Here is a 23862-nt window from a genome sequence, read left to right on the forward strand (position 1 = left end):
ATTGACGATAATTTCGCCAGGTGACTATTCAATATTTTAATCGGGTTAATGACAATCTCTGTTTTGTCATTTCGATGTTTTTTACATTTTTGTTTAGATAACGTTGGGATTTGTCACAACCGGGCAGTGCAGCGCTGCCCGGTTGTTATCAGGGAGAGAATCAGGATTTAAATCCGGCGGCCGTCATCAGGAGACGAAAGAACATACCAACGGCGGCCAGGGCCAGCACGCTGCCGCCCCAGAGGATCACCAGCCACATCAGGCGTTTCCAGATTGTTTGTTGCATCAATGATACCCCTCACCATGTTGAACTTTGCCGCGGAAAACGTAGTAGCTCCAGAAGGTGTACACCAGGATTATCGGGATAATCAGCAGCGCGCCAACCAACATAAAGCCCTGACTCTGCGCCGGAGCTGCCGCCTGCCACAGCGTAATGGACGGTGGAATGATGTGGGGCCAGATACTGATCCCCAGCCCGCTGAACCCGAGAAAAATCAGCCCCAGCGTCAATACAAAAGGCAGTGTATGGCTGTTTTGCTGACCCAGCGAGCGCCACAGCCAGAGGCTAATCAGCGCAACCAGGAGCGGAACCGGCATCAGGAACCACAGATTGGGCAGGCTAAACCAACGTTCGGCAATGGCGCTGTGCGCCAGCGGCGTCCACAGGCTGATAATGGCAATGACAACCAGCATCGCCAGCAGCAGTTTTCTTGCCACGCAGCGCATTTTATCCTGCAACGGATTTTCGCTTTTCATCACCAGCCATGTTGCCCCCAACAGGGCGTAGGCTACAACCAAGCCCACGCCGCAGAACAGGGTAAAGGGGGTCAGCCAGTCGAAAGGACCGCCGCTGTAGCTGCGTCCGGTGACGGAAAATCCATTGAGTACGGCACCGACCACAATACCCTGAGTGAATGTCGCGAGGATTGAACCGCCGAGAAAAGCTTTGTCCCAGAATGGTCGATGCGCCGGCGTGGCTTTGAAGCGAAACTCAAACGCGACGCCGCGAAATATCAGGCCGATGAGCATCAGGGTCAATGGGATCGTCAGCGCATCGACAATCACCGCATAGGCCAGGGGAAAAGCGCCGAATAATCCGGCGCCACCCAACACCAGCCAGGTTTCATTACCGTCCCATACCGGGGCGACGCTGTTGACCATCACATCGCGGTCATCCGCATCCGAAATCGCAGGGAATAAAATACCGATCCCGAGATCAAAACCGTCCATCACGATATACATCAGCGTGGCGAACACGATAATTACAAACCAGATAACTGATAAATCGATACCCATTAGCGGTGTGCCTCCGGTTGAGAATCGAGAACGGCAGCAGAAAGCGGCCGTGCCGGCGTGCCTGTTGGTGGAATGGTCGGCTCATCTTCCTGTGGTCCTTTACGGATCAGGCGGATCATGTAGCTGTAACCCACGCCAAACACCGAGCTATAAACCACAAAGAAAGACAGCAGGCTGATGCTCATATGTAAATCACCATGTGCGGAAACCGCATCCGCCGTACGTTGCAAACCGTAAACCACCCACGGCTGACGGCCAACTTCGGTGGTCACCCAGCCAGCAAGGATGGCAATCAGACCGGAGGGCCCCATCCACAATGCAAAGCGCAGGAAAGGACGTGAGGTGTATAGCCGCTCCTTATAACGCAGCCACAGGGCAAACGCGCCCAGCAGGATCATCAGCATGCCTAACCCTGCCATAATGCGAAACGACCAGAACACGATGGTGGAATTGGGCCTGTCCTCCTTCGGAAATTCTTTTAACGCCGGGACCTGTTTATCCAGACTATGAGTCAGGATCAGGCTGCCCAGCGCCGGGATTTCCAGCCCATAGCGGGTGCGCTCCTGCTCCATATCCGGCCAGCCGAACAACAGCAGCGGGGTCGGTTCACCGGGCGGATTTTCCCAGTGTCCTTCAATCGCCGCAATTTTTGCAGGCTGGTGCTTCAGCGTATTCAACCCGTGCATATCGCCAATTAAGGCCTGCAGCGGGGCGACGATTAACGTCATCCACAGCGCCATTGAAAACATCGCGCGAATTGCTGGCGTGCTATTACCGCGCAATAAATGCCATGCGGCTGATGCCGCGACAAACAGCGCGCTGCTCAGGAAGGCGGCAACGGACATATGCAGCAAACGATAAGGGAAGGAAGGATTGAAAATCACGGCGAACCAGTCGACGGGAACGACTTGCCCGTTAACAATTTCATAGCCCTGTGGCGTTTGCATCCAGCTGTTGGAGGCGAGGATCCAGAAGGTAGAAATAATAGTACCCAGCGCAACCATACAGGTCGCGAAGAAGTGAAGCCCTGGGCCAACCCGATTCCAGCCAAACAGCATTACCCCGAGGAAGCCTGCTTCGAGGAAGAAGGCGGTTAATACTTCATAGGTCAGCAGCGGCCCGGTGATGCTACCGGCGAACTCAGAAAAACCACTCCAGTTCGTGCCGAACTGATAAGCCATCACCAGCCCGGAAACCACGCCCATACCAAAGTTTACGGCGAATATTTTCGACCAGAAATGGTATAGCGAGCGCCAGGTTGGATTTTTCGTTTTTAACCATAACCCTTCGAGCACCGCCAGATAACTGGCGAGGCCAATGGTAATCGCCGGAAAGATGATGTGAAAGGATACCGTAAACGCGAACTGGATCCTCGCCAGGTGAAACGCGTCAAGACCGAACATGCTTAGCTCCGCAGGCAAAATTGATTTAGCGCAATTCTAAGGCTGCGAAGCAATGGAGGGCAGAAACAGAACAGTTCTTTTTAACCATAACAGTTGTCGTGCTGTTATAGGTTGGCCTGGCTGATATGAAATCTGGAACCTGGATTCCTGTTATCAAATAGCGTCCTCCCCACGCGAGTGATTTTACGCTATCACTAGCGAGGTAATGAAAAGGTAATCATAAATGTTTACTTTGTGCGTATAATAGACGACAGGGAGGCGCAGTGAAGCAAAGTGAGTTCAGACGCTGGCTTGAATCTCAGGGAGTGGCTGTTACAAACGGCTCAAATCATCTGAAGTTGAGGTATCAGGGAAGGCGTAGCGTTATGCCCAGGCATCCTGGTGATGAAATAAAAGAAGCCTTGCGAAAATCGATCCTGAAGCAGCTTGGTTTACAGTCATCATCAATATGAGGTTAATTATATGAGAGATTTTGAAAAAATCATGCGTTATCCCGTTAATCTAATCCCCGCCGTGGAAGGTGGATTCGTGGTTTCCTTCCCGGATATTCCTGAAGCATTAACCCAGGGCGAAACCCGTCATGGGGCTTTGCAGGCTGCGCAGTCTGCATTGGTGACCGCTTTTGAATTCTATTTCGACGATAACGAACCGATTCCTTTACCTTCGGCGGTTGGCGCTGAAGGTGACTATGTGGAAATCCCCCTGAGCATTGCGTCGAAGGTTCTTTTGTTAAATGCCTTTCTTGAATCAAAAATCACCCAGCAGGAGCTGGCAAACAGGATCGGCAGGCCTAAGCAGGAAATTACCCGTTTGTTCGATTTAAAGCACGCGACAAAAATTGATGCTGTGCAAATAGCTGCACGCGCCTTAGGCAAGGAGCTGTCAGTAACAATGTTGTAAAACTGTTAACTATAACAGTTATAAAAAATGCCCTGATTATGTAAACTGATATATACAGTGCGTGTCACCGACACCGATTATCAGGACGAAAAATGAAAAAATACCAGCGACTGGCTGAGCAAATTCGCGATCAAATCGCGTCTGGCGTATGGCAGCCCGGCGATCGCTTGCCATCCTTGCGCGAGCAGGTGGTCAGCAGCGGCATGAGTTTTATGACCGTCGGACATGCATATCAGTTGCTGGAAAGTCAGGGCCGGATTATTGCCCGGCCGCAGTCGGGTTACTATGTTGCCGCGCGCCCTGAACGTGAGCTGGCAGCGCCGCAGGCGCAGGTGATGCGCGATGAAGCGGTGGATATCAACACCTATATTTTTGATATGTTGCAGGCCAGCCGGGATGCGTCAGTGATGCCATTTGCCTCTGCATTCCCCGATCCGCGTCTGTTTCCCCTCCAGCAGTTGAACCGCTCGCTGGCGCAGGTCAGTAAAACCGCGACCGCCATGAGCGTGATAGAAAACCTGCCGCCGGGAAATGATGAGCTGCGCCATGCCATTGCCCGCCGCTATGCTCAACAGGGGATGACCATTTCACCTGATGAAATTGTCATCACTACCGGTGCGCTGGATGCCCTCAACCTGAGCCTGCAGGCGGTTACCGAACCGGGAGACTGGGTGATTGTCGAAAATCCCTGTTTCTATGGGGCGTTGCAGGCCCTGGAGCGATTACGGCTGAAGGCGCTTTCGATTGCCACCGACGTGAAAGAGGGGATCGATCTTACCGCGCTGGAGCAAGCGTTGCAGGAGTATCCGGTAAAAGCCTGCTGGCTGATGACCAACAGCCAAAATCCGCTGGGTTTTACGCTCAGCCCAGAGAAAAAGGCGCACCTGGTCGCATTGCTGGAAAAATATCATGTAATGCTGATAGAAGATGATGTCTACAGCGAGCTGTACTTTGGTCGCGAAAAACCACTGCCTGCCAAAGCCTGGGATCGCGCCGACAGCGTTTTGCATTGTTCATCCTTCTCGAAGTGCCTGGTGCCCGGATTTCGCGTGGGCTGGGTGGCGGCCGGGAAGCATGCTCGACGTATTCAGCGACTCCAGCTCATGAGCACGTTATCCACCAGTTCCCCCATGCAGCTTGCGCTCGTGGATTATCTGTCAACCCGGCGCTATGACGCGCATCTGCGCCGCTTACGCCGTCAACTGGCGGAACGCAAACAGCAGGCCTGGCAAACGTTGCTGCGTCATCTTCCGGCGGAAGTCAAAATTCACCATAACGACAGCGGCTATTTTCTGTGGCTGGAACTGCCTGAACCGCTTGATGCAGGCGTGCTCAGCACCCAGGCACTGGCGCACCATATCAGCATTGCACCGGGAAAAATGTTTTCGACCTCGGGGAGCTGGACTCGTTTCTTTCGCTTTAATACCGCATGGCACTGGGGAGAGCGTGAGGAACAGGCAGTGAAACAGCTGGGAAAATTAATTCGCGAGATGATGAAATAAAACGTAACGCGCTATTCAATATAAAAGAATAGCGCGTTCTTATTTTCGAAATAGAGAATACCTAACCCCGATGTTATTTATATCGGGTGCTACCATACAAAAAATCAATAGTTCTTACTATTGCCACCGTTGCACCTAACTCCTTGTCTATACTCCAGAAGATTAAAGCTCCCGTTCAGCATCAGTAGCGTAATGAGCGTTAGCTCACAACCTGATTAAATTTCCTTGCGCCAGCAGGAACGCTTACAACACCCCGACTATTTTTAGGAAAGGACATATATTTACGGCAAGGCTGCCGCTCAATATTTTTTAGACAGGAGTAAGACGTTATGAGCAAGCAGTTTGCCCTCAGTAGCCTGTGCGCACTCAGTATGACGCTGATGACTGCACAGGCAGCCGAACCCCCGACATCCTTAGATAAACCGGAAGGCCGTCTGGATATTATTGCCTGGCCGGGCTACATCGAACGTGGACAGACCGATAAACAATATGATTGGGTCTCGCAGTTTGAGAAAGAGACCGGCTGCGCGGTCAATGTTAAAACAGCGGCCACTTCTGATGAAATGGTCAGCCTGATGGCAAAAGGCGGCTACGACCTGGTTACCGCTTCCGGTGATGCCTCATTGCGTCTGATTATGGGAAAACGCGTTCAGCCGATTAATACCGCGCTGATCCCTAACTGGAAAAGCATCGATCCGCGCGTGGTAAAAGGCGAGTGGTTTAACGTTGGCGGAAAAGTTTACGGCACACCGTACCAGTGGGGGCCAAACCTGCTGATGTACAACACCAAAATTTTCCCAACGCCGCCGGATAGCTGGAACGTGGTATTTGTTGAGCAAAAACTTGGGGACGGAAAAAGCAATAAAGGGCGCGTTCAAGCCTACGATGGCCCGATCTATATTGCCGATGCTGCATTATTCGTTAAGGCGACTCAGCCGCAACTGGGCATTACCGATCCCTATCAGCTCACCGAACAACAGTATCAGGCGGTGATCAAAGTCCTGAGCGATCAACACGCGCTGATCCATCGCTATTGGCACGATACCACCGTACAAATGAGCGACTTCAAAAACGAAGGTGTGGTGGCGTCCAGCGCCTGGCCTTATCAGGCGAACGCCCTGAAAGGAGAAGGCCAGCCTATTGCCACGGTCTTCCCAAAAGAAGGGGTTACCGGATGGGCTGATACCACCATGCTACACAGCGAAGCCAAACACCCGGTGTGCGCTTACAAATGGATGAACTGGTCATTAACCCCGAAAGTTCAGGGCGACGTCGCAGCCTGGTTTGGTTCTCTGCCAGTCGTGCCTGAAGGTTGTAAAGCCAGCCCGCTGCTGGGTGAAAAGGGCTGTGAAACCAACGGCTATAGCTACTTTGACAAAATTGCCTTCTGGAAAACGCCGATCGCAGAAGGTGGCAAATTCGTTCCTTACAGTCGCTGGACGCAGGATTACATCGCCATTATGGGCGGTCGTTAATTCCGCTGGGGGTTTTATGACGTACGCAGTGGAGTTTCATAACGTCTCGCGTCTGTACGGGGATGTTCGTGCAGTTGATGGGGTGAGTATTGCGATTAACGACGGTGAGTTTTTCTCTATGCTGGGGCCATCTGGCTCCGGCAAGACCACCTGTCTGCGCCTTATTGCAGGGTTTGAGCAACTGTCAGGCGGCGCAATCACCATTTTTGGTAAGCAGGCCAGCGAATTGCCGCCCTGGGAACGGGACGTCAATACGGTATTTCAGGATTATGCGCTATTCCCGCATATGTCGATTCTCGACAATGTCGCCTACGGGCTGATGGTCAAAGGTATTGATAAAAAACAGCGTCACGCTAAAGCACGTGAAGCGCTGGATAAGGTTGCGCTCGGTTTTGTTTATGAACGCAAACCATCGCAACTCTCCGGTGGTCAGCGGCAACGCGTGGCGATTGCCCGCGCGCTGGTCAATGAACCGCGCGTCCTGCTGTTGGATGAACCGCTCGGGGCATTGGATCTTAAGCTGCGTGAGCAGATGCAGCTGGAACTGAAAAAGCTACAGCAATCCCTGGGTATCACCTTCATTTTTGTCACCCACGATCAGGGTGAAGCCCTGTCGATGTCCGATCGTGTGGCGGTGTTTAATAATGGTCGCATCGAACAGGTGGATTCTCCGCGTGAACTGTACATGCGTCCGCGCACACCGTTTGTGGCAAGTTTCGTCGGGACGTCAAATGTTTTTGATGAAACGATGTCAGCGAACGTTTGCGGGCTACAGGGTATGTTTTCCCTGCGTCCGGAACACATTCGCTTGAATGATAGCAGTGGCGAAGTCCAGGCCCGGGGGGTTATCCAGGCTGTGCAGTACCAGGGTGCCGCGACACGTTTTGAGCTGAAACTTGTCGGCGGTGAAAAATTGCTGGTTAGCCAGGCGAACCTGACGGGAGAAATGCTGCCGACAACGCTGTCGCCGGGTCAACAGGTGATGGCATCGTGGTCACGCGACGTGATGGTACCGCTGGTTGAGGAGAGGTGAATGGCTATGAATGTCTTACATTCGCCTCCACAGTCGACAAGTCTGAACCGGATCTCAGGGTTCTTCTGGCGTAATCCATGTCTGGGGCTGTTTTTGCTGCTCCTCGGACCGCTGATGTGGTTTGGGATCGTCTACTTCGGCTCATTACTGACGCTGTTGTGGCAAGGTTTTTATACCTTCGATGATTTCACCATGTCGGTCACCCCCGACCTGACGCTGGCGAATTTGCAGGCGCTGTTTAATCCCGCCAACTACGACATCATTTTGCGTACCCTGACGATGGCGGTGGCGGTCACCATTGCCAGCGCGATTCTGGCGTTTCCGATGGCGTGGTATATGGCGCGATATACCAGTGGCAAAATGAAAGCCTTTTTTTACATTGCTGTGATGTTGCCGATGTGGGCCAGCTACATTGTTAAAGCCTACGCATGGACGTTACTGTTGGCTAAAGACGGGGTGGCGCAGTGGTTTTTAACCCATCTGGGGCTGGAGCCGCTGCTGCTTTCGTTCCTGACGCTGCCTGCGGTAGGCGGCAATACGTTGTCGACTTCAGGGTTAGGGCGTTTTCTGGTGTTCGTCTACATCTGGCTGCCGTTTATGATCCTGCCGGTACAGGCCGCGCTGGAGAGACTTCCGCCTTCGCTCTTACAGGCCTCCGCTGATTTGGGCGCTCGTCCGCATCAGACTTTCCGCTATGTGGTCCTGCCACTGGCGATACCCGGTATCGCGGCAGGGTCGATCTTTACCTTCTCTCTGACGTTGGGCGATTTTATCGTGCCGCAACTGGTGGGGCCGCCAGGCTATTTCATCGGCAATATGGTGTATTCGCAACAAGGGGCGATCGGCAATATGCCGATGGCGGCGGCATTTACTCTGGTGCCGATTGTGTTAATCGCACTGTATCTGGCGTTCGTGAAGCGTCTGGGAGCTTTCGATGCACTCTGAACGCGCGCCCTGGTTACTCAAACTGGCGGCATGGGGCGGGGTTATTTTCCTGCACTTTCCCATCCTCATCATCGCCACCTATGCTTTTAATACTGAGGAGGCTGCTTTTAGTTTTCCACCGCAGGGGTTAACGCTGAAGTGGTTTAGCGTTGCGGCGCAACGTAGCGATATTTTGGAATCGGTGACGTTGTCACTTAAAATCGCTGCGTTGTCAACGGCCATTGCCCTCGTTCTGGGGACGCTGGCCGCTGCCGCACTGTGGCGCAGGGACTTTTTTGGTAAAAGCGCAATATCGCTGTTGCTGCTGTTGCCGATCGCGCTGCCGGGGATTATTACCGGTCTGGCGCTACTGACGGCGTTTAAAACTATCAACCTGGAACCCGGTTTTCTCACCATCGTGGTCGGCCATGCGACGTTTTGCGTGGTGGTGGTATTTAACAACGTCGTGGCGCGTTTTCGCCGTACCTCATGGAGTCTGGTTGAAGCGTCTATGGATCTTGGCGCCAACGGCTGGCAAACCTTTCGTTATGTCGTGCTGCCAAACCTGGCATCGGCACTGCTGGCGGGAGGGATGCTGGCGTTTGCTTTGTCGTTTGATGAAATCATCGTGACAACGTTCACCGCCGGACATGAAAGAACACTTCCTTTGTGGCTGCTCAATCAACTGGGTCGACCACGAGATGTGCCTGTCACCAACGTTGTGGCATTGCTGGTAATGCTGGTGACAACACTGCCAATTTTAGGGGCCTGGTGGCTAACGCGTGAAGGCGACACTCTCGCCGGAAACGGTAAATAAACGACGATATGGGAAATTGCTATGCAACATCAATTACTGATTAATGGCGAGCTGGTCAACGGTGAAGGTGAAAAGCAGCCAGTCTATAACCCTGCCACTGGAGAACGCATTCTGGAGATTGCCGAGGCGTCAGCCGGGCAGGTTGATGCGGCGGTACGTGCAGCAGACTGCGCATTTGCCTCCTGGGGACAAACCACACCGAAAGTCCGTTCCGAACTGCTGCTGAAACTGGCGGATGCTATCGCCGATAACGCGCAAACCTTCGCTGAGCTGGAATCGCTTAACTGTGGTAAGCCGCTGCACTGTGTCCTTAACGATGAAATTCCGGCAATCGTCGACGTTTTCCGCTTCTTCGCTGGGGCAGCTCGTACCCTGCAAGGACAGGCGGCCGGAGAGTATCTGGAAGGGCATACGTCGATGATTCGTCGGGATCCGCTGGGCGTGGTGGCCTCTATCGCGCCGTGGAACTACCCGCTGATGATGGCGGCGTGGAAGCTGGCACCGGCGCTGGCGGCGGGTAACTGTGTGGTGATTAAACCGTCAGAAATTACCCCGCTAACGGCACTTAAACTGGCTGAATTTGCCAAAGATATTTATCCGCCTGGCGTTATCAACGTGCTTTTTGGCCGTGGCAAAACGGTGGGTGACCCGCTGACCGGTCATGAAAAAGTCCGGATGGTTTCCCTGACCGGCTCCATTGCGACCGGTGAACACATTATCCAGCACACCGCGCCTTCGATTAAGCGCACACATATGGAGCTGGGCGGCAAAGCCCCGGTCATCATTTTTGATGATGCCGATCTGGATGCAGTGGTGAGCGGCGTGCGAACCTTTGGCTATTACAACGCCGGGCAAGACTGTACCGCCGCTTGTCGAATCTATGCCCAGAAAGGCATTTATGACGCGTTGGTTGAGAAACTTGGTGCCGCGGTTGCCAGCCTGAAAATCGGCGCACCGAATGATGAATCGACGGAGCTGGGGCCGGTAAGCTCGCAGGCGCACCTCGATCGCGTGACTAAAGCGGTCGATGAAGCCAAAGCACTGGGGCATATCAAAGTCATCACCGGTGGTAAAAAAGTGGACGGCGCAGGCTACTATTTTGCTCCGACGCTGCTGGCCGGGGCGAAGCAGGAAGATGCTATCGTGCAGCGGGAAGTTTTCGGTCCGGTGGTCAGCGTCACCGTATTTGAGGATGAAGATCAGGTGCTGGCGTGGGCTAACGATTCGAAATACGGCCTGGCATCCTCCGTCTGGACTCGGGATGTGGGGCGCGCGCATCGATTTAGCGCTCGCCTGCAGTATGGTTGCACCTGGGTCAATACCCACTTCACGCTGGTCAGCGAGATGCCGCACGGCGGACAAAAACAGTCTGGTTATGGCAAGGATATGTCGGTTTACGGGCTGGAAGACTACACGATTGTTCGCCATGTCATGATCAAGCATGAGTAATATCTGAAGCGCGAGCAATAAATGCGGCACGGATAGCTAAATACTGGCAAACGTGTGTCTATATTATTCGCGCCACTGGCCTCGTCGCCATCGGACGGCGGTAAGTTGGAAATATCCGCGAGGTCAGGCTAATTGATACAACAAAGCCCCGGCTTATTAATGTCAGGGCTTTGTGCTTTCACGATCGTCATCCGGTTATCCGCGGCGCAAGCTGCAAATCCAGGCAAGTAGCGCACAGATGCTCAGAACCAGCCCCAGTTGTTGCACCATGCCTGCCACCCCCAGCATCATTCCTAGCAACAGGTAATAGCTTAATCCGAATAATGCACCGGCGGCCCCGGCCTGTTCACGATAGTGGCGTAGGGCCTGACTCAGCACATTAGGGATCGCGATGCCATAGGCAATCACCGCGCCGAAAACCGGTATCAGAATCCACGCGGAGTGCTGTAACCACCACGCGGCGAGGCCTGACAATGCTGCCAGCGCACAGGCATAACGTACCCTCTGTTCCGATGTCTGGTCTGTCGTCAATAATCTCCGGTTCAGCAGGCTGCCCGACAGCGAAGCAAACGCAAGTAATCCCCCCGTCCAGCCAAAGGCTCTGGAACTCCATCCCAATTGCCCGAAAAGAAACGGAGCCAGGCTGTAATAGCTAAACAGCATGGTGTTCAGCAGCGCAACCAGCATGGTATTTTTCCACAGCTCGCGGTCACGCATCATGCGGGAGAGCAGTGCAGCAAGGCTGGGGCTGAGCGTATTTTCGGGCCGGGTTTCTGGCAGCATGGTCGCAGTCAGTAGTAGCAGTAGCAGCGCCAGCAGCACAAGGGCAATAAATACACCGGTATGACCATACAGGCTAACCAACCAACCTCCGCTTAGCAGGCCGAAAACGGGACTCAATGCCAGCGCAGCGCCCATCACGGAAAAGACGCGGGATAGCGCAGTTGATTCATAAGTGTCCCGTAACATGGTCTGTACCACCACTGACCCGGCAGCCGCGCCGATGGCTGAGATCATCCGCGCCAGCAGCAAAACGCTGAAGTCAGTGGCAACCACGGCCAGGGCACAACCTGACCCATAGCAGATAAGTCCTGCCAGCATCGCCCAACGTCGACCGATGCAGTCGCTTAGCCAACCCCACATCGCCACGCCGATGGCAAAGGCAATAAAATAAACGGAGAGTGTTTGCGCCGCGCGCTCACTGCTTACGTGATAAGACGTGGCGATTCCTGGCAATGCCGGGCTATAAATGGTTTCCACCAGTTGCGGAAACATAATCAGCAAAGTAAGAAGCCACAGCGGCGGGCGGCGAAGAGTGTTCATAGCAATATCCAGAGAGACAGAAAACTGGCGGGCATTATTGCTGAAAGGGAGGTGTCGCATTACCATTATCAAGACTTTAAATATCAACTATCGGACAGATAATGGAAATTGCCCCGGATGATGATTTCGATGCGGATAGCTTTGATAAACCGGTAATCGGGATTGCCTCCGAGATGGGCGTACACGATTCCGGCCGGCATCGCCATCTTCGTCATCAGCTACTTTTTTCGGCAGCGGGAAGCATTACGATTGAGCTGGAGCATGCCCTGTGTCTGCTACCGCCACGGCGCGCGGTCTGGATCCCGGCTGGTACGGTACATCGCGCCATAATGCGTGGCGTGATGGCTTATCGTTCGTTGTATTTTTCAACTACATTGCCGTTATCTAAATTTCCGCTGCAGATAGTCGACGTTAATCCTCTCTTTTTTGAAGTAATAGAACGTATGGCTTTCTGGCCGTGGGAAATGCCTGCCGCGCAGCAGGCCAGTCTTATCACCGTTTTCTGTGAGGAAATGCGGGCCGCCCGCAGTGAAAACTGGACGTTGCAGTTTCCCTCAGATCCACGGCTGAACGTGTGGCTTGAAGGAGTACGTATGGGCGAATTGCCACCACGACTAAATCAATTATCCCAACGGGTTGGGGCATGCGAGAGGACGATCAGTCGAATATTTACCAGGGATACCGGGATGAATTATCAGAGCTGGCGGCAGCAATTTAGACTATTAAAAGCCATGGAGATGCTGGCTGACGGGGGGCAGATCAGCCAGGTGGCGCAATATCTGGAATTTGTCAGTGACAGTGCTTTTATCGCTTTTTTCCATCAGCATACCGGCACAACACCGAGCCGTTATGCGGGCAATATAATGCCGCAGAAGGATTAGGGGGATTACATACTAAGGATAATTTACCGGGTGGCAGGAGAGTGGGAAAATCGTGTACTAATGGCAGAGAGAAGAGCCTCTCTGCCAGCGGACGCTGCAATTAATCAAGAAGAACGACATCAAGCAAACCAGCCAAACCTTGCGGAAATCAGACTGAAAAGTCCTACAGCAGCAAATATATTTATCAGCACCACAGTTTTACTGGAAACATTCATTTGTGCCACCTTTCGTTTTAACCCTTATGGGTATAGTACGGGTTATAACTATCCGCAATAGTACGGATTCTGAACATAATGAAAACGGCTTGTTTTACCGGCGTTTCTCTTAAAATAATTAATAAAACTTGATGTAGGTCATGAAAAAGAGCATATTGCGCGCGATTTTACCTTTCGGCCCGGATGCCTGACATGTCTCTGTACCAAAAAATGCTGGTTTTTTATGCGGTGATGGCCGCTATCACGGCAATCATCACCTGGTTTCTTTCCCGCGATAAAAAGCGGATTCGTTTTCTCAGCGCGGTATTAGTCGGGGCGACCTGGCCGATGAGTTTTCCCGTCGCGTTAATGTTTTCTCTCTTCTGATGACGGCGTAAACGCCGTTTCAGGTGGAAAGCAGGGCATCTAATCGTTTTTTGTCGGCTGCGCAAACATCCATTGGATGCTGATATCCCACGTTTTCATTGGCGCGGGTATACAAAGCGACCAGCCAGTCGTAAACGTAACGGCTTGCGCCATGCGAAGGTTGTTCATCCAGTTTCGTCAACCGTAACATCGGCTGTTGCGCCGGGGCACTAAAAATAGCCGACCCTTTTTGGATCCTGCTGGCCGGACGCTGTTCCTCTGCCACGCTGGCAAATCCAAGCCAGGTAATAAAATCCCCAATATCGGCGTGAAGCTGCGCGGCGCAGACGTTTTCTCGCTGCATAATGCGCTGTAAGCGTTGCGGCATCTCCAGCCGATAGCTGGTGGTGACGAGGATATCGGCAACCTGCCTTAGCGTACGCGGCTCAAGGCGTAAACGGCGCGCATTATTTTCATCGCGACACCACTGGCGCACGTGGTTAACCCACATTTTGTGCGCCTGATACCCGGTCTCTTTGCTTTCCGGCGAGTGCGGTGTGTCACGCACCTCGGCAAACAGGTCAATCTCTTCATTAAATAATCCGCTCACCTGTTCCTCGCGCGGCTGCTGAACACGCAGCAGCGACTCAAAGAGGCGCATCGGCGGGAGCAAACCGTCCAGGAGTTCGCCATGCTTTGCCGCCTGGGCCTGGAGCTGGCGGATCACCGACTCATTGCTACCCGATTCGGTTTCAACGGGGTTAATCCAGCCGATCAGGGTTTCGCGTACACGCTGCTGGTGCTGCTCACGCAGGGAGGTCAATCTCGCCTGGCGTTGCTGGGGCGAGGTTGCCTGAGTCAGCCATTCGACGAGGCGTTGTAAGCTGTGTTTATCCAGCGCCTGCAGCGTGCCCCAGTGCAGTCCGGGCTTGCCCATTAATTGCTGCACAGATTCATCAAGATTTTGCTGAGTGCTAAACCGCGCATCCTGCGGAGTAATGGCCCAGACCACTCCCGGCAATGCGGCGTCATGTACGGGCTGAGTGTCGTTAACCCAGCCCAGTAGTTTGCGGGTGATGGCGGGCGTCTGGGAGCGGGTAGATACAGCATTACAGATTAAAAGTACATCCGGTTGCAGATGCTGGCGATAATGTTCCAGCATCCAGCCTAATTTGGCCTGCCACAATGGATGGGGATGAACATCCGGGGCGAGGGGAATATCCAGCAGATCGACATTTTCCAGTACCGCGTCTTCAACCGTCAGGACCAGCTCGCGCGTGAGCAGCGCCAGCGAAGCCTGAGAAAGGCTGACCGCATTGAGCAACTGATCATTTTCTATTGGATGAACCACCACATCGCTTTGCGCCTCATTCCCGTTCAATGCTACCTGAGTCAGGAAACTCTCGGCAGGTAAACCAAAATGGTCAACCAGCAGGCTCAGCGGAGCCGCGAGTTCTTGCGCGCTCCCGGTTTGTTGCAGCGTATGCGCCAGCGCCAACCACTGTTGCGTCAACTCTGGTTGTTCTCCCCACAGTAACGCCCAGGCGTTTGCCCGGGTAGTCAGATCCAGAGCGGGTAGCAGCGTGGCAAACTGATGCCATAGCGCGTCGTCAAATTGCTGTTGTCTGGCCGGTACGCAGGCGCGCCAGAAACGACCAATTGCCGCGACATCATGCGCGGTAATGCCCGGCACCGGATGACGCTGGCGCAACGTTTGCCATTTTTCCAGGCGCGCCTCAATAATCGATTTCTCGACCTGGCGGTTGTCCGCAAGCGCACAGAACTGGGTAATAAATAGCTGTACCAGTTCGGCTTCACTGAGTAGCCGCAGGCGCAACGGCCATTCACCATCGAGCGGATTTTCATCACGCGTAAAGCGGATCGCCATATTGGTTGGCGCATGACCAGGATTAATATGTGAAAAGTAATCAAAGCTGCGATCCGGGGTAACGATATTCACTTTGCCATTGGCGTTGCTGCACAATGCTGTGAGCAGGTGCGCTTTTGCCGATTGCGAATGTCCGTAAAGCCCAACGCATCCTCGCGATGAAAAGGTCGTCTTCAACGCAGATTCATTAACGGCGGCCAGGGTGAGCTGCGCCAACAGGGCATCCGCTTCATCATCAAGACGCGCCGCACGCTGACGGGTATCAGTTACCCACTCGATGGCGGCCTGCGCGGTGTTTAACATCTTACTCATTTCAGGTACACGCTCCCGCTATCAATCCAGTAATGGCTCCCGCTATGGCGACGGTCTGCCAGCGTATTCAGTTTTAACGTTAAGGCATTGGCGGCAACGGGAGTGCCATCCTGTAACCACGCATCGCTCAGTACGAAGAACTCCGGGCCGCTTTCTTTGCTACCACCGCGTAGCTGCAGCCGTACATTCAACACGCCATCTCCGGCGATGGTTTTTGCCAGTTCGGCAGAATTTATGCTGAGCGTATACAGCGGTGTGGCAGGCCAACGGCTGTTGGCCAGTTGACGGAAACCTAACGTAACGTTGCCGCGCAATGGGAAGTGCAGGCGGGCATCCAGCTTCGCGCCGGGCTTATCCAGATCGATATCGTGATACCAGATGTTCTCATCGCGCAGCGTATTGACCGTATTATCCAACACGCCGAGATAACGTACGGTCGAGTAAGCGCCGATATCGGCAGCTTTAAAGTTGAAACGCGGCAAGCGTAGATCCAGCGCCAGGCTACACAACATCGCACCAACTGCTGCGGTGGATTTGGGGTTACCAATCCGCCCTTGTTGGCTGAACGGATACCACTCATGTACGCGGTAGTTATCCATCCAGATCATACGATTAACCGGAACGGGCTGCAGATGGCGGATCAACGCTTGTACGCCCGGTAAACAGGCGGGTCTGCCGGTCACTAATAAAATATCGCAGCGATAGTGTGAAATGGCCTCACAGACCGCGTGCAGTGGGGAGGTCAGGGTAAACTGGCCCGCCAGTAACGCTTCTTGTAACTGCCTGAACTGCACCTGTAACGGCACGCTCAGCACATCAAACGCTGGCGATCCCGCAGGCAACGCATGATCGATAGCCTGCTGGATGTAATTCAGCACGTTGCGCGTTGGTTGCTGGCTCAGGAGTTCGCCAAAGGTGGCATGCAGACCCGCTACCGGATCGTTAATATCACTTTGTTCCCAGGCAGAAAGTACCGCATGACCGAGCGGCATAAAGAGTTGTAACGCCGTTTGTTGACGCAAAATCGCCTGGGTGTCGATGCGCCCGGAATCTCCAAATAGCGTAGCCAGCAATGCGGCGGCGTCGGTCACGCCAGCCTGTTGCAGACGGGTTTGCAGCGCAGGCAACACGCAGCGCTGAATCACGTCCAGCAGCATGTCATCGCCCGCAACCTTAAAGCCTTCACGGAACAGCAGGTGCGGGGTAATTTTGACGTTTGTACCCACGCCGTCATCAAGCTGGTAATGGACGACGGCCATATCCGTTGTCCCGCCGCCAATGTCGATCGATGCCACGCGCAGCGCACGACCTTTAGTCTCACCAGGCTCCGGCAAACGGTCCGGACGGGCAAGGGCGTTAAAGAACGATTCGGTGTGGCCATCGTAGTGAGAGATAGCTTCGTTATACAGCCACACCAGTTGCCCGCAGCTGGCCTCATCCCATTCCATCTGGATCTCAGGTACGGGAACCACGCTCTTTTCCTGCTGTTTACGGGTGGTGAAGTCTTCATCCTGCGGGTGCCAGCCCATTGCTTTCCAGACCAACGCAATAGCTTCAAACATGCGCAGGCGGAAAATCTCACGCTCCTGTTTGGGCATCGCCGACGGCAGGGTCAGGATCAGCGTACGCAACTGACGAGGAGATGCCGGGAATCCGAGGCGCAAACGCGTCGCCACGCTGTTAATTTGCCCCAGCGCCTGGGCCAGTATTTCGCACAACATATGCGTCATCAGCGTACTGCGGCTGTATTGCGGTGAGAATACCGGCAGACGATCATCCTGCGGCAGGCTGAACAGCGGTTGCCCGTCATCGTTCATCAGGTTCATCAGCGGGAAGGCGGTAGCCAGTGGTTCGCGCTGGGTTTTGCCATTCATCTGGCTAAAGCGCCAGTCATGCAACACCGGCGTTTCGTCCCACAGATAACGGCGCGGGCTGGAGATCCCACTGCTGCCTTCAGTGCCCATGCGCTGCATCGCCAGCTTTCGGGCTTCATCGCCAACGCGGACAATCGACGGCCAGATAAAGGCATCATCACGACCGCTCTCCACGGAAAAGTGCTGCTTACCAAAACGTGCTTCGGAAAACTCCAGTCGGCTGGTGAACAACGGATCGTTGAGAAACTGTGGCTCGCTTAACGAACGCACCTGCAATTCGGCTGTCTGGCGCAGTCCGTCATTGGCATCCCCGTGATCTTCAATCAGGACGCCACAGGTATGGGTGTTACCGATATCCAGGATAAGATCAACGGGAATGGCGGGCGTGCTGAGGGTATGCGTGACCAGTTTCACTTCCGGGACGGAAAGCTGCTCGCCTAACAGGGTCAGCACATTCAGCCAGTGCGCCTGATATTCAAAGTTACGCAGTGCCTGCTGGATCTCTTGTTCTGAGCGGTTCTCATGCTGTGTGACATGATGCATAAAGGATTCGCGCAACCAGCCGTCAATCCAGGTCTGGTCGAGGAAATCGGCAATTTCGTTGTCATGCCAGGCCAGCGCAAATCGCGTACCGTTCAGCAGGTCATTTTCGTTGGGGGTTAACGCCGCAGGGGCATTTTCAGTGAGCTGGCTGTCCAGCGCCACGGTGACGCGGTGGGTGTTGCCCGCGCTGTCAGGTTGCGCCAGCTTTCGCACCTGTACGCGCGCCCAGTTATCCGGGCCTTCAACGAACGTACGCGGCGGATTAAAGCGCAGGAACGGCAGCGGCAGCCAGACACCGTCGAGCACGTCCAGCGAATAATGCAGCTTCTGGGTGCTTTCCGGCTTCACCACTTCGGGCTGACCGCCGGTGCTGCCTGGTAAGGTATAACGCCCGGTTGTCAGATCGAAATCCAGCCGCAGCAGGGGACCATTTGCCGTTTTGCGCACAAAGCGGCCATGATGCGCAGATTCCTGCGGCGTCAGGCCAAAATCCAGAAATTGCACACCGCTATTGGCGATGAGCGTCACGCTCTGTTTGTAGTCACACAGATTCACCAACATAAAATCAGGCACCTATCTTTTTGATCGTCAGAGGGATTTCCGCGTGATCGTCATAACGTGCGGTACAGGCGGCGACGTCATTGGTTCCCGCTTTGCAGGTAATTTCCGGCATCGGATAACGTGACCCGTCCGTACAACGGGCATTCCCGCGACTCTTAATCATTAATTCACCTGACTGATGCAAACCTGAGAAAATCTCGGCACGACAAACAATATTGTCGCCATGAACCACGCGCGCCGTGCCTTTATTGGCCTGGATCTGATAGCGCAGCGACGGCGCTTTACCGCTAACCGGATCTTTAACATCAACCATTACGCGCCAGTTACCGTTGAGAAAACGCGTCGTTCCTGCCTTCATCTGGTTGGCATCCATCACCAGCGCATCTTTCGGAATCGCGGCGATCACGACCGGTCCCTCGACAGGTTTTTCTTTTTTGGCAGCCGGAGCCACTTCAGCCCGATGCAGCGGCAGTGCAGATGTCAGTTCTGGCAGCGGTGCCATATCTGCCTTAGCGACGTCTCCAGGGGGAACAGCGGGTACGGGCTGGGTGGTCTGTTGCTTCCACAGCAGCGGCCCAACCATGGCTGCAATGATCACCGCGGCAACGGGCAGGCTCCACAGCGGCAGGCGGCGTGCGGGTTTCTTCTGTGCGAGCGGCGGCGAGACTTCCGGTTCGTTAACAACGACCGGGGGTTGTAGTTCATGTTCAGGTTCAGCCGGTTTAGGTAGCTCAACCACTGGAGTCAGCAAAGGTGCGTCGGCCTCGACAAAGGTGATTTGGGCAGTGATTTCTTCTTCCGGCTCAGGCTCTGCTACGGTGACGACCGGAGGAATATCGGCAAGGCGCAGGCAATCGAGCACATCGTCGCGAGGATTTTCATTCAGATTGACGAAACCCCAGAACGTAATAACGGGTTTACCTTCAACCAGAAACACGTGATTCTCACCAGGAAACTGGATGGCTTTTTCCAGCAGTGAGCCAAACAGTTGCAGGGAGGTTTTACCCGATTGCAGACTTTTACGACTCAGCGCCGCCGCATTTTCCAGCGTGCTTCCCAGATAGCGCAGCGCACGAAAACGGGCCTCTTCATCAGCGGCTTTCCATGCAACGGCTTTCCCTTCAATCGGCGAATACCAGTCAACGCGATCGCCGTTGTCGTTAATTTGTGGGATCGCCAGACAATCCACCATCGCCTGCTGTTTACGCAGGCGAAGCGTTTCACGAATTTGCAATGCTGAATCAAACACGGCCTGACCACCGCCGCCCACGGCCTGATAGTCATCCAAATTGCCGCTGCGCAAGAGAGTTTTTGCCACGTTGTTACCCCTTAGACTTCTTCACGTATCTACTTTACGTTTTATAAAAACGAGCAAACGGTGGAAGAGAGGCAAAAAGGGGCGAATTTTCATGGCATAGAGTGCCGGGAAAAATCTTGACGTTTTGAAAAAGACTTAAGGGAAATTAATTCGCTTAGGGTGATGAATTATTCAGCGAAATACACCGGATTAGAATAACCTGATAGTGATTTGTTATTGGTCAGTTTTTGTCAGCTATGCTCTGATATCCCGGTTAATAATAAAATAAGAAGGCTTATAACCATGATTGCAAGGAAAACGTTACTCGCGCTGGCGCTCAGCGCCGTCTTACCATCAGGCGCGGCGTTCGCGGCCAATACTGACACTCTCATTTACTGCTCAGAAGCGTCGCCAGAGTCATTTAACCCGCAAATCGCCAGTTCCGGTCCATCGTTTGTAGCCAGCTCACAGGTGCTCTACAACCGACTCATCAACTTTGATCCGGTAAAAAATACGCCAGTTCCGTCTCTGGCAACGGACTGGACGATTTCGCCGGACGGTAAGACCTACACTTTTACCCTGCGTCAGGGCGTGAAATTCAACAGTAATAAATTCTTCAAACCAACCCGTGACTTCAACGCTGATGACGTGGTTTTCTCGGTATTACGACAGAAAGATGCCGATCATCCATACCACAAAATTTCTCAGGGAAGCTACGAATACTTCAACGATGTCGGTCTGGATAAACTGATTAAAGAAGTGAAGAAGGTCGATGATTATCATGTTCAGTTTATCCTTAATGAACCTAACGCCGCGTTTCTTGCCGACTGGGGAATGGATTTTGCCTCCATCCTCTCTGCGGAATATGCCGACGTGATGCTGAAAAAAGGCACCCCGGAAAACGTCGATAACTGGCCAATTGGCACCGGGCCATACGTGTTGCAGCAGTACAAGCAGGATTCGCAAATCCGCTATCTCGCCAACCCGAACTACTGGGACGGTGCCGTCCCCACGAAGCACCTGATCTTCTCAATCACGCCAAACGTTCAGACCCGATTGGCGAAACTGCAAACCAATGAATGCCAGATAATTCCGGCACCTGCGCCCGTACAGTTTGATGAGATTAAGAAGAATAAAGATTTGACGCTGCATTCGGTTGAAGCGCTGAACGTCGGGTATCTGGCGTTTAATACCGAGAAAAAACCGTTTGATAACGTGCTGGTGCGTCAGGCGCTTAACTACGCGACAGACAAAAAGGCCATTATTAACGCCGTCTTTTTAGGTTCCGGTACGGTGGCAAAATCGCCAATTCCGCCGAATATGCTGGGTTTCAATAAAGATTTGCAGGATTACGCTTACGACCCGCAAAAAGCGAAAGATCTGCTGAAACAGGCGGGACTTGAAAACGGCTTTGAAGCGACGCTGTGGTCAATGCCGGTTCAGCGCCCATACAACCCGAACTCCCGACGGATTGCCGAGATGATCCAAAGCGACTGGTCGAAGGTTGGCGTGAAGGCGAAAATTGTGTCGTACGAGTGGGGCGAATATCTCTCCGGAATGCGTAAAGGTGAGCATGACACCGCGTTGTTCGGTTGGATGTCAGACAACGGCGATCCGGATAACTTCGCCGATGTACTGCTGGGTTGTGACAGCATTAAAACCGGATCTAACGCCGCGCGCTGGTGCGATAAAGAGTATAATTCGCTGGTTCAAAAGGCGAAACTGGTGAGTAAACCGGAAGAACGCGCCGCGCTTTACCAGCAATCGCAAGAGATTTTCTACCAGCAGGCTCCGTGGATTGCGTTGGCAAACGGGAAAACGTTTTACGCGACGCGCAGCAACGTCAGCGGATACAGCGTTAGCCTGATGGGCAGCGATTTTTCAAAAGCAAAATTAAATTAATGAGTTAAGGAGAGGTTATGTCGCATCTGGATGAGGTCAGCGCACGTGTTGATGCCGCCATTGAAGAGAGCGTCATTACGCATATGAATGAATTGCTGATTGAACTCAGCGATGATGTCGTGCTGAGCCGGGAAGAACGTTACACCCAGCAACAGCGTTTGCGTACGGCTATCGCACATCATGGTCGTCAGCATAAAGAGGATATGGAAACCCGTCGCGAACAGTTGACCAAAGGCGGCACAATCCTTTAATTCGTTGTTGCCAGATGGCGAAGTAACACCTTATCCGGCCTGCATGTTCAGGCCGGATAAGCGCAATTAAAACGAACGTCTCGCCACCAGCCAGGCCCCAACGACCAGCAGCACCGCGCCGCAGACCGGCCCCACCAACGCCCGCAGCGGTACGCCATGACTGCGCAGAATATCCAGCACCAGTCCGCCGATTAACTGGCTGGCCACCAGCACCGCGATAGTGGTTGCTGCACCCACATTTTGGTATCCACTGATGCTGGCAAAAACAAAGAACGATCCCAGCAAGCCAGGGATTAGCGTCCACCAGCGCACGCTGGAAACCAGTTCCCCAAACCCCGCCATACCTTGCTTAAACCACAGTATGCTGACAAACAGCACGATCCCGACCAGCGAGTTAAGTAACATGGCGATGAGGATCGTCGAGGACGTCTGCGTGATGCGTACCATCAAGGTATTTTGCACCACCAGACCAATACCTGCGGCAATCAGAAAGGAGAGGGTTAGCGTCTGGTTCATCTGCTGGCATCCGGTTCGCGGCGATCGTCTAACTGCAACTGCATAAAAGTCAGATCCAGCCAGCGCCCAAATTTCGTGCCAACCTGTGGCATTTGCGCGGTGGTTTTAAAACCCAGCGTACTGTGCAGATGCAGCGACGCCTGATTCTGAGACTCAATGCCCGCAACCATCACATGCTTGCCGCACGCGCGGGCTTCTTCTATTAACCTGCTGAGCAGCGATCGTCCCAGGCCTTTACCCTGATGAGCAGGATGGACATATACCGAATGTTCAACGGTATGACGGAAACCATCAAAGTTACGCCAGTCGCCAAAGGAGGCGTACCCTGTAATCACGCCATTCTCTTCACTCACCAGCACCGGATAGCCCATCAACTGGCGGGCTTGATACCATGAGATACGGTTTTCGGCATCGACCGTTTGATCGTTCCAGATAGCCGCCGTATGCAGTACCGCGTGGTTGTAGATTTCTGCAATGGCGGCACAATCTTCTTTGCTGGCAAATCGAATGGACATGTTGAACCTCAGGGGTTGTTCACTATAGTATTACAATATGAATACTATTGAAGACAGCATAAATCAACGGATCGGTGCAAGAATTCGCATTGAGCGGGAGTCTCGCGGCTGGTCTCTGACGGAACTCGCTGAACGCGCAGGCGTGTCGCGGGCGATGATCCATAAAATAGAGCGCGGTGAGAGCAGCCCAACGGCCACGCTGCTGGGCAGGCTCTCCGGTGCCTTTGGTATCAGCATGTCTATGCTGATGGCGCGGGCCGAAATGCAGGAGGGCAAGCTGCTGCGCTTCGCTGATCAGCCTGTCTGGCACGACCCGCAAAGCCACTATCTGCGCCGCCACGTTTCACCGCGCAGCGATCTACCTATTGATCTGGTGCAGATAGAATTGCCCGCCGGAAGCGATATCCCGATGCCAGCCTCTTCCTATGTGCAGGCAAGACAACTTATCTGGCTACAGCAGGGGGAATTGGTCTTTGTGGAAGGGGACGTGCGTCATGAAATGCGGGCTGGCGATTGCCTGGAGCTTGGCCCGCCGAATGATTGTCGGTTTATCAATGAAACCGCACAACCCTGCGTTTACCTGGTTGTGCGGTTAAATCATGTCGTCAGCTAACTGGCGGACACAGGCTGCTACTATTGA

23 protein-coding genes are annotated in these 23862 nt (G+C 53.5%); 13 read left to right on the top strand and 10 right to left on the bottom strand.

The window, feature by feature from the left end; translation table 11 throughout:
• Window positions 1-160: 160 nt before the first annotated feature.
• The 3 genes from HV229_RS12065 to HV229_RS12075 are packed head-to-tail and all read right to left on the bottom strand — an operon-like array spanning window position 161 to window position 2699.
• Window positions 161-286, bottom strand: coding sequence for a DUF2474 domain-containing protein (locus tag HV229_RS12065; RefSeq protein WP_003020230.1), 126 nt, complete (start codon window positions 284-286; stop codon window positions 161-163).
• Window positions 286-1296, bottom strand: coding sequence for a cytochrome d ubiquinol oxidase subunit II (gene cydB / locus HV229_RS12070; RefSeq protein ID WP_016153157.1), 1011 nt, complete (start codon window positions 1294-1296; stop codon window positions 286-288). Before cydB ends, HV229_RS12065 begins: the two co-directional genes overlap by 1 nt.
• Window positions 1296-2699, bottom strand: coding sequence for a cytochrome ubiquinol oxidase subunit I (locus tag HV229_RS12075; protein WP_131350825.1), 1404 nt, complete (start codon window positions 2697-2699; stop codon window positions 1296-1298). The genes cydB and HV229_RS12075 overlap by 1 nt, the downstream gene beginning before the upstream one ends.
• A 263-nt stretch (window positions 2700-2962) precedes the next feature.
• Between HV229_RS12075 and HV229_RS12080 the strand changes: the two genes are divergently transcribed.
• The 8 genes from HV229_RS12080 (at window position 2963) to patD (ending at window position 10799) form a co-directional block, all read left to right on the top strand.
• The gene (locus HV229_RS12080) at window positions 2963-3151 is read left to right on the top strand and encodes a type II toxin-antitoxin system HicA family toxin (RefSeq protein ID WP_049259794.1); all 189 of its coding nucleotides are present in this window, start codon (window positions 2963-2965) and stop codon (window positions 3149-3151) included.
• 31 nt (window positions 3152-3182) lie between these two features.
• The gene (locus HV229_RS12085) at window positions 3183-3599 is read left to right on the top strand and encodes a type II toxin-antitoxin system HicB family antitoxin (protein WP_131341011.1); all 417 of its coding nucleotides are present in this window, start codon (window positions 3183-3185) and stop codon (window positions 3597-3599) included.
• Between the two features lie 92 nt (window positions 3600-3691).
• Window positions 3692-5101 (top strand): PLP-dependent aminotransferase family protein, encoded by a 1410-nt coding sequence (locus HV229_RS12090; RefSeq protein ID WP_019076828.1) that lies wholly within the window; start codon window positions 3692-3694, stop codon window positions 5099-5101.
• A 329-nt stretch (window positions 5102-5430) separates the two neighbouring features.
• The gene (gene ydcS / locus HV229_RS12095; RefSeq protein ID WP_016153154.1) at window positions 5431-6576 is read left to right on the top strand and encodes a putative ABC transporter substrate-binding protein YdcS; all 1146 of its coding nucleotides are present in this window, start codon (window positions 5431-5433) and stop codon (window positions 6574-6576) included.
• Between the two features lie 16 nt (window positions 6577-6592).
• Window positions 6593-7609 (top strand): ABC transporter ATP-binding protein, encoded by a 1017-nt coding sequence (locus HV229_RS12100; RefSeq protein WP_016153153.1) that lies wholly within the window; start codon window positions 6593-6595, stop codon window positions 7607-7609.
• A complete protein-coding gene (locus HV229_RS12105; RefSeq protein WP_181547637.1) occupies window positions 7610-8554 on the top strand; it encodes an ABC transporter permease in 945 nt (314 codons plus the stop codon).
• Window positions 8544-9350, top strand: coding sequence for an ABC transporter permease (locus HV229_RS12110; protein WP_003020204.1), 807 nt, complete (start codon window positions 8544-8546; stop codon window positions 9348-9350). Before HV229_RS12105 ends, HV229_RS12110 begins: the two co-directional genes overlap by 11 nt.
• 21 nt (window positions 9351-9371) lie before the next feature.
• On the top strand, window positions 9372-10799 hold the full coding sequence (patD, locus tag HV229_RS12115) for an aminobutyraldehyde dehydrogenase (protein ID WP_181547639.1): 1428 nt from the start codon (window positions 9372-9374) through the stop codon (window positions 10797-10799).
• Window positions 10800-10994: 195 nt separating this feature from the next.
• On the opposite strand, the gene HV229_RS12120 is transcribed toward patD, so the two are convergent.
• The gene (locus HV229_RS12120; protein WP_181547641.1) at window positions 10995-12122 is read right to left on the bottom strand and encodes a multidrug effflux MFS transporter; all 1128 of its coding nucleotides are present in this window, start codon (window positions 12120-12122) and stop codon (window positions 10995-10997) included.
• 101 nt (window positions 12123-12223) lie between these two features.
• Here HV229_RS12120 and HV229_RS12125 point away from each other — a divergent pair, with 101 nt between their 5' ends.
• The gene (locus tag HV229_RS12125; protein ID WP_181547643.1) at window positions 12224-13003 is read left to right on the top strand and encodes a helix-turn-helix transcriptional regulator; all 780 of its coding nucleotides are present in this window, start codon (window positions 12224-12226) and stop codon (window positions 13001-13003) included.
• 119 nt (window positions 13004-13122) lie between these two features.
• Here HV229_RS12125 and yncL read toward each other — a convergent pair whose 3' ends face one another.
• Window positions 13123-13218: a stress response membrane protein YncL gene (gene yncL, locus HV229_RS12130; protein ID WP_071524268.1), complete on the bottom strand. Its 96-nt coding sequence runs from the start codon at window positions 13216-13218 to the stop codon at window positions 13123-13125.
• 192 nt (window positions 13219-13410) lie between these two features.
• Between yncL and HV229_RS12135 the strand changes: the two genes are divergently transcribed.
• Window positions 13411-13584, top strand: a complete 174-nt coding sequence (locus tag HV229_RS12135; RefSeq protein WP_016153148.1) for a GhoT/OrtT family toxin — start codon at window positions 13411-13413, stop codon at window positions 13582-13584.
• A gap of 19 nt (window positions 13585-13603) precedes the next feature.
• Here HV229_RS12135 and HV229_RS12140 read toward each other — a convergent pair whose 3' ends face one another.
• The 3 genes from HV229_RS12140 to HV229_RS12150 are packed head-to-tail and all read right to left on the bottom strand — an operon-like array spanning window position 13604 to window position 20059.
• Window positions 13604-15763, bottom strand: coding sequence for a virulence factor SrfC family protein (locus HV229_RS12140; RefSeq protein ID WP_181547645.1), 2160 nt, complete (start codon window positions 15761-15763; stop codon window positions 13604-13606).
• Window positions 15760-18741 carry a virulence factor SrfB gene (locus HV229_RS12145; RefSeq protein ID WP_046275606.1) on the bottom strand — a complete coding sequence of 994 codons (2982 nt, stop codon included), beginning with the start codon at window positions 18739-18741 and terminating at the stop codon, window positions 15760-15762. The genes HV229_RS12140 and HV229_RS12145 overlap by 4 nt, the downstream gene beginning before the upstream one ends.
• 4 nt (window positions 18742-18745) lie before the next feature.
• A complete protein-coding gene (locus HV229_RS12150) occupies window positions 18746-20059 on the bottom strand; it encodes an SrfA family protein (protein ID WP_047358129.1) in 1314 nt (437 codons plus the stop codon).
• Between the two features lie 282 nt (window positions 20060-20341).
• Here HV229_RS12150 and HV229_RS12155 point away from each other — a divergent pair, with 282 nt between their 5' ends.
• Window positions 20342-21940, top strand: coding sequence for an ABC transporter substrate-binding protein (locus HV229_RS12155; RefSeq protein ID WP_181547647.1), 1599 nt, complete (start codon window positions 20342-20344; stop codon window positions 21938-21940).
• 17 nt (window positions 21941-21957) lie between these two features.
• Complete coding sequence (locus HV229_RS12160) at window positions 21958-22191, top strand: YdcY family protein (protein ID WP_016153143.1); 234 nt, start codon at window positions 21958-21960, stop codon at window positions 22189-22191.
• A gap of 66 nt (window positions 22192-22257) precedes the next feature.
• On the opposite strand, the gene HV229_RS12165 is transcribed toward HV229_RS12160, so the two are convergent.
• Both HV229_RS12165 and mddA read right to left on the bottom strand, forming a co-directional pair.
• A complete protein-coding gene (locus tag HV229_RS12165) occupies window positions 22258-22707 on the bottom strand; it encodes a DMT family transporter (protein ID WP_016156572.1) in 450 nt (149 codons plus the stop codon).
• Window positions 22704-23222: an L-methionine sulfoximine/L-methionine sulfone acetyltransferase gene (gene mddA, locus HV229_RS12170; protein WP_047498607.1), complete on the bottom strand. Its 519-nt coding sequence runs from the start codon at window positions 23220-23222 to the stop codon at window positions 22704-22706. The genes HV229_RS12165 and mddA overlap by 4 nt, the downstream gene beginning before the upstream one ends.
• A gap of 37 nt (window positions 23223-23259) precedes the next feature.
• Between mddA and HV229_RS12175 the strand changes: the two genes are divergently transcribed.
• Window positions 23260-23835, top strand: a complete 576-nt coding sequence (locus HV229_RS12175) for an XRE family transcriptional regulator (protein WP_016153140.1) — start codon at window positions 23260-23262, stop codon at window positions 23833-23835.
• Window positions 23836-23862 lie beyond the last annotated feature (27 nt).

It is taken from the genome of Citrobacter sp. RHBSTW-00524 (assembly GCF_013747755.1).
Taxonomy (GTDB): domain Bacteria; phylum Pseudomonadota; class Gammaproteobacteria; order Enterobacterales; family Enterobacteriaceae; genus Citrobacter; species Citrobacter braakii.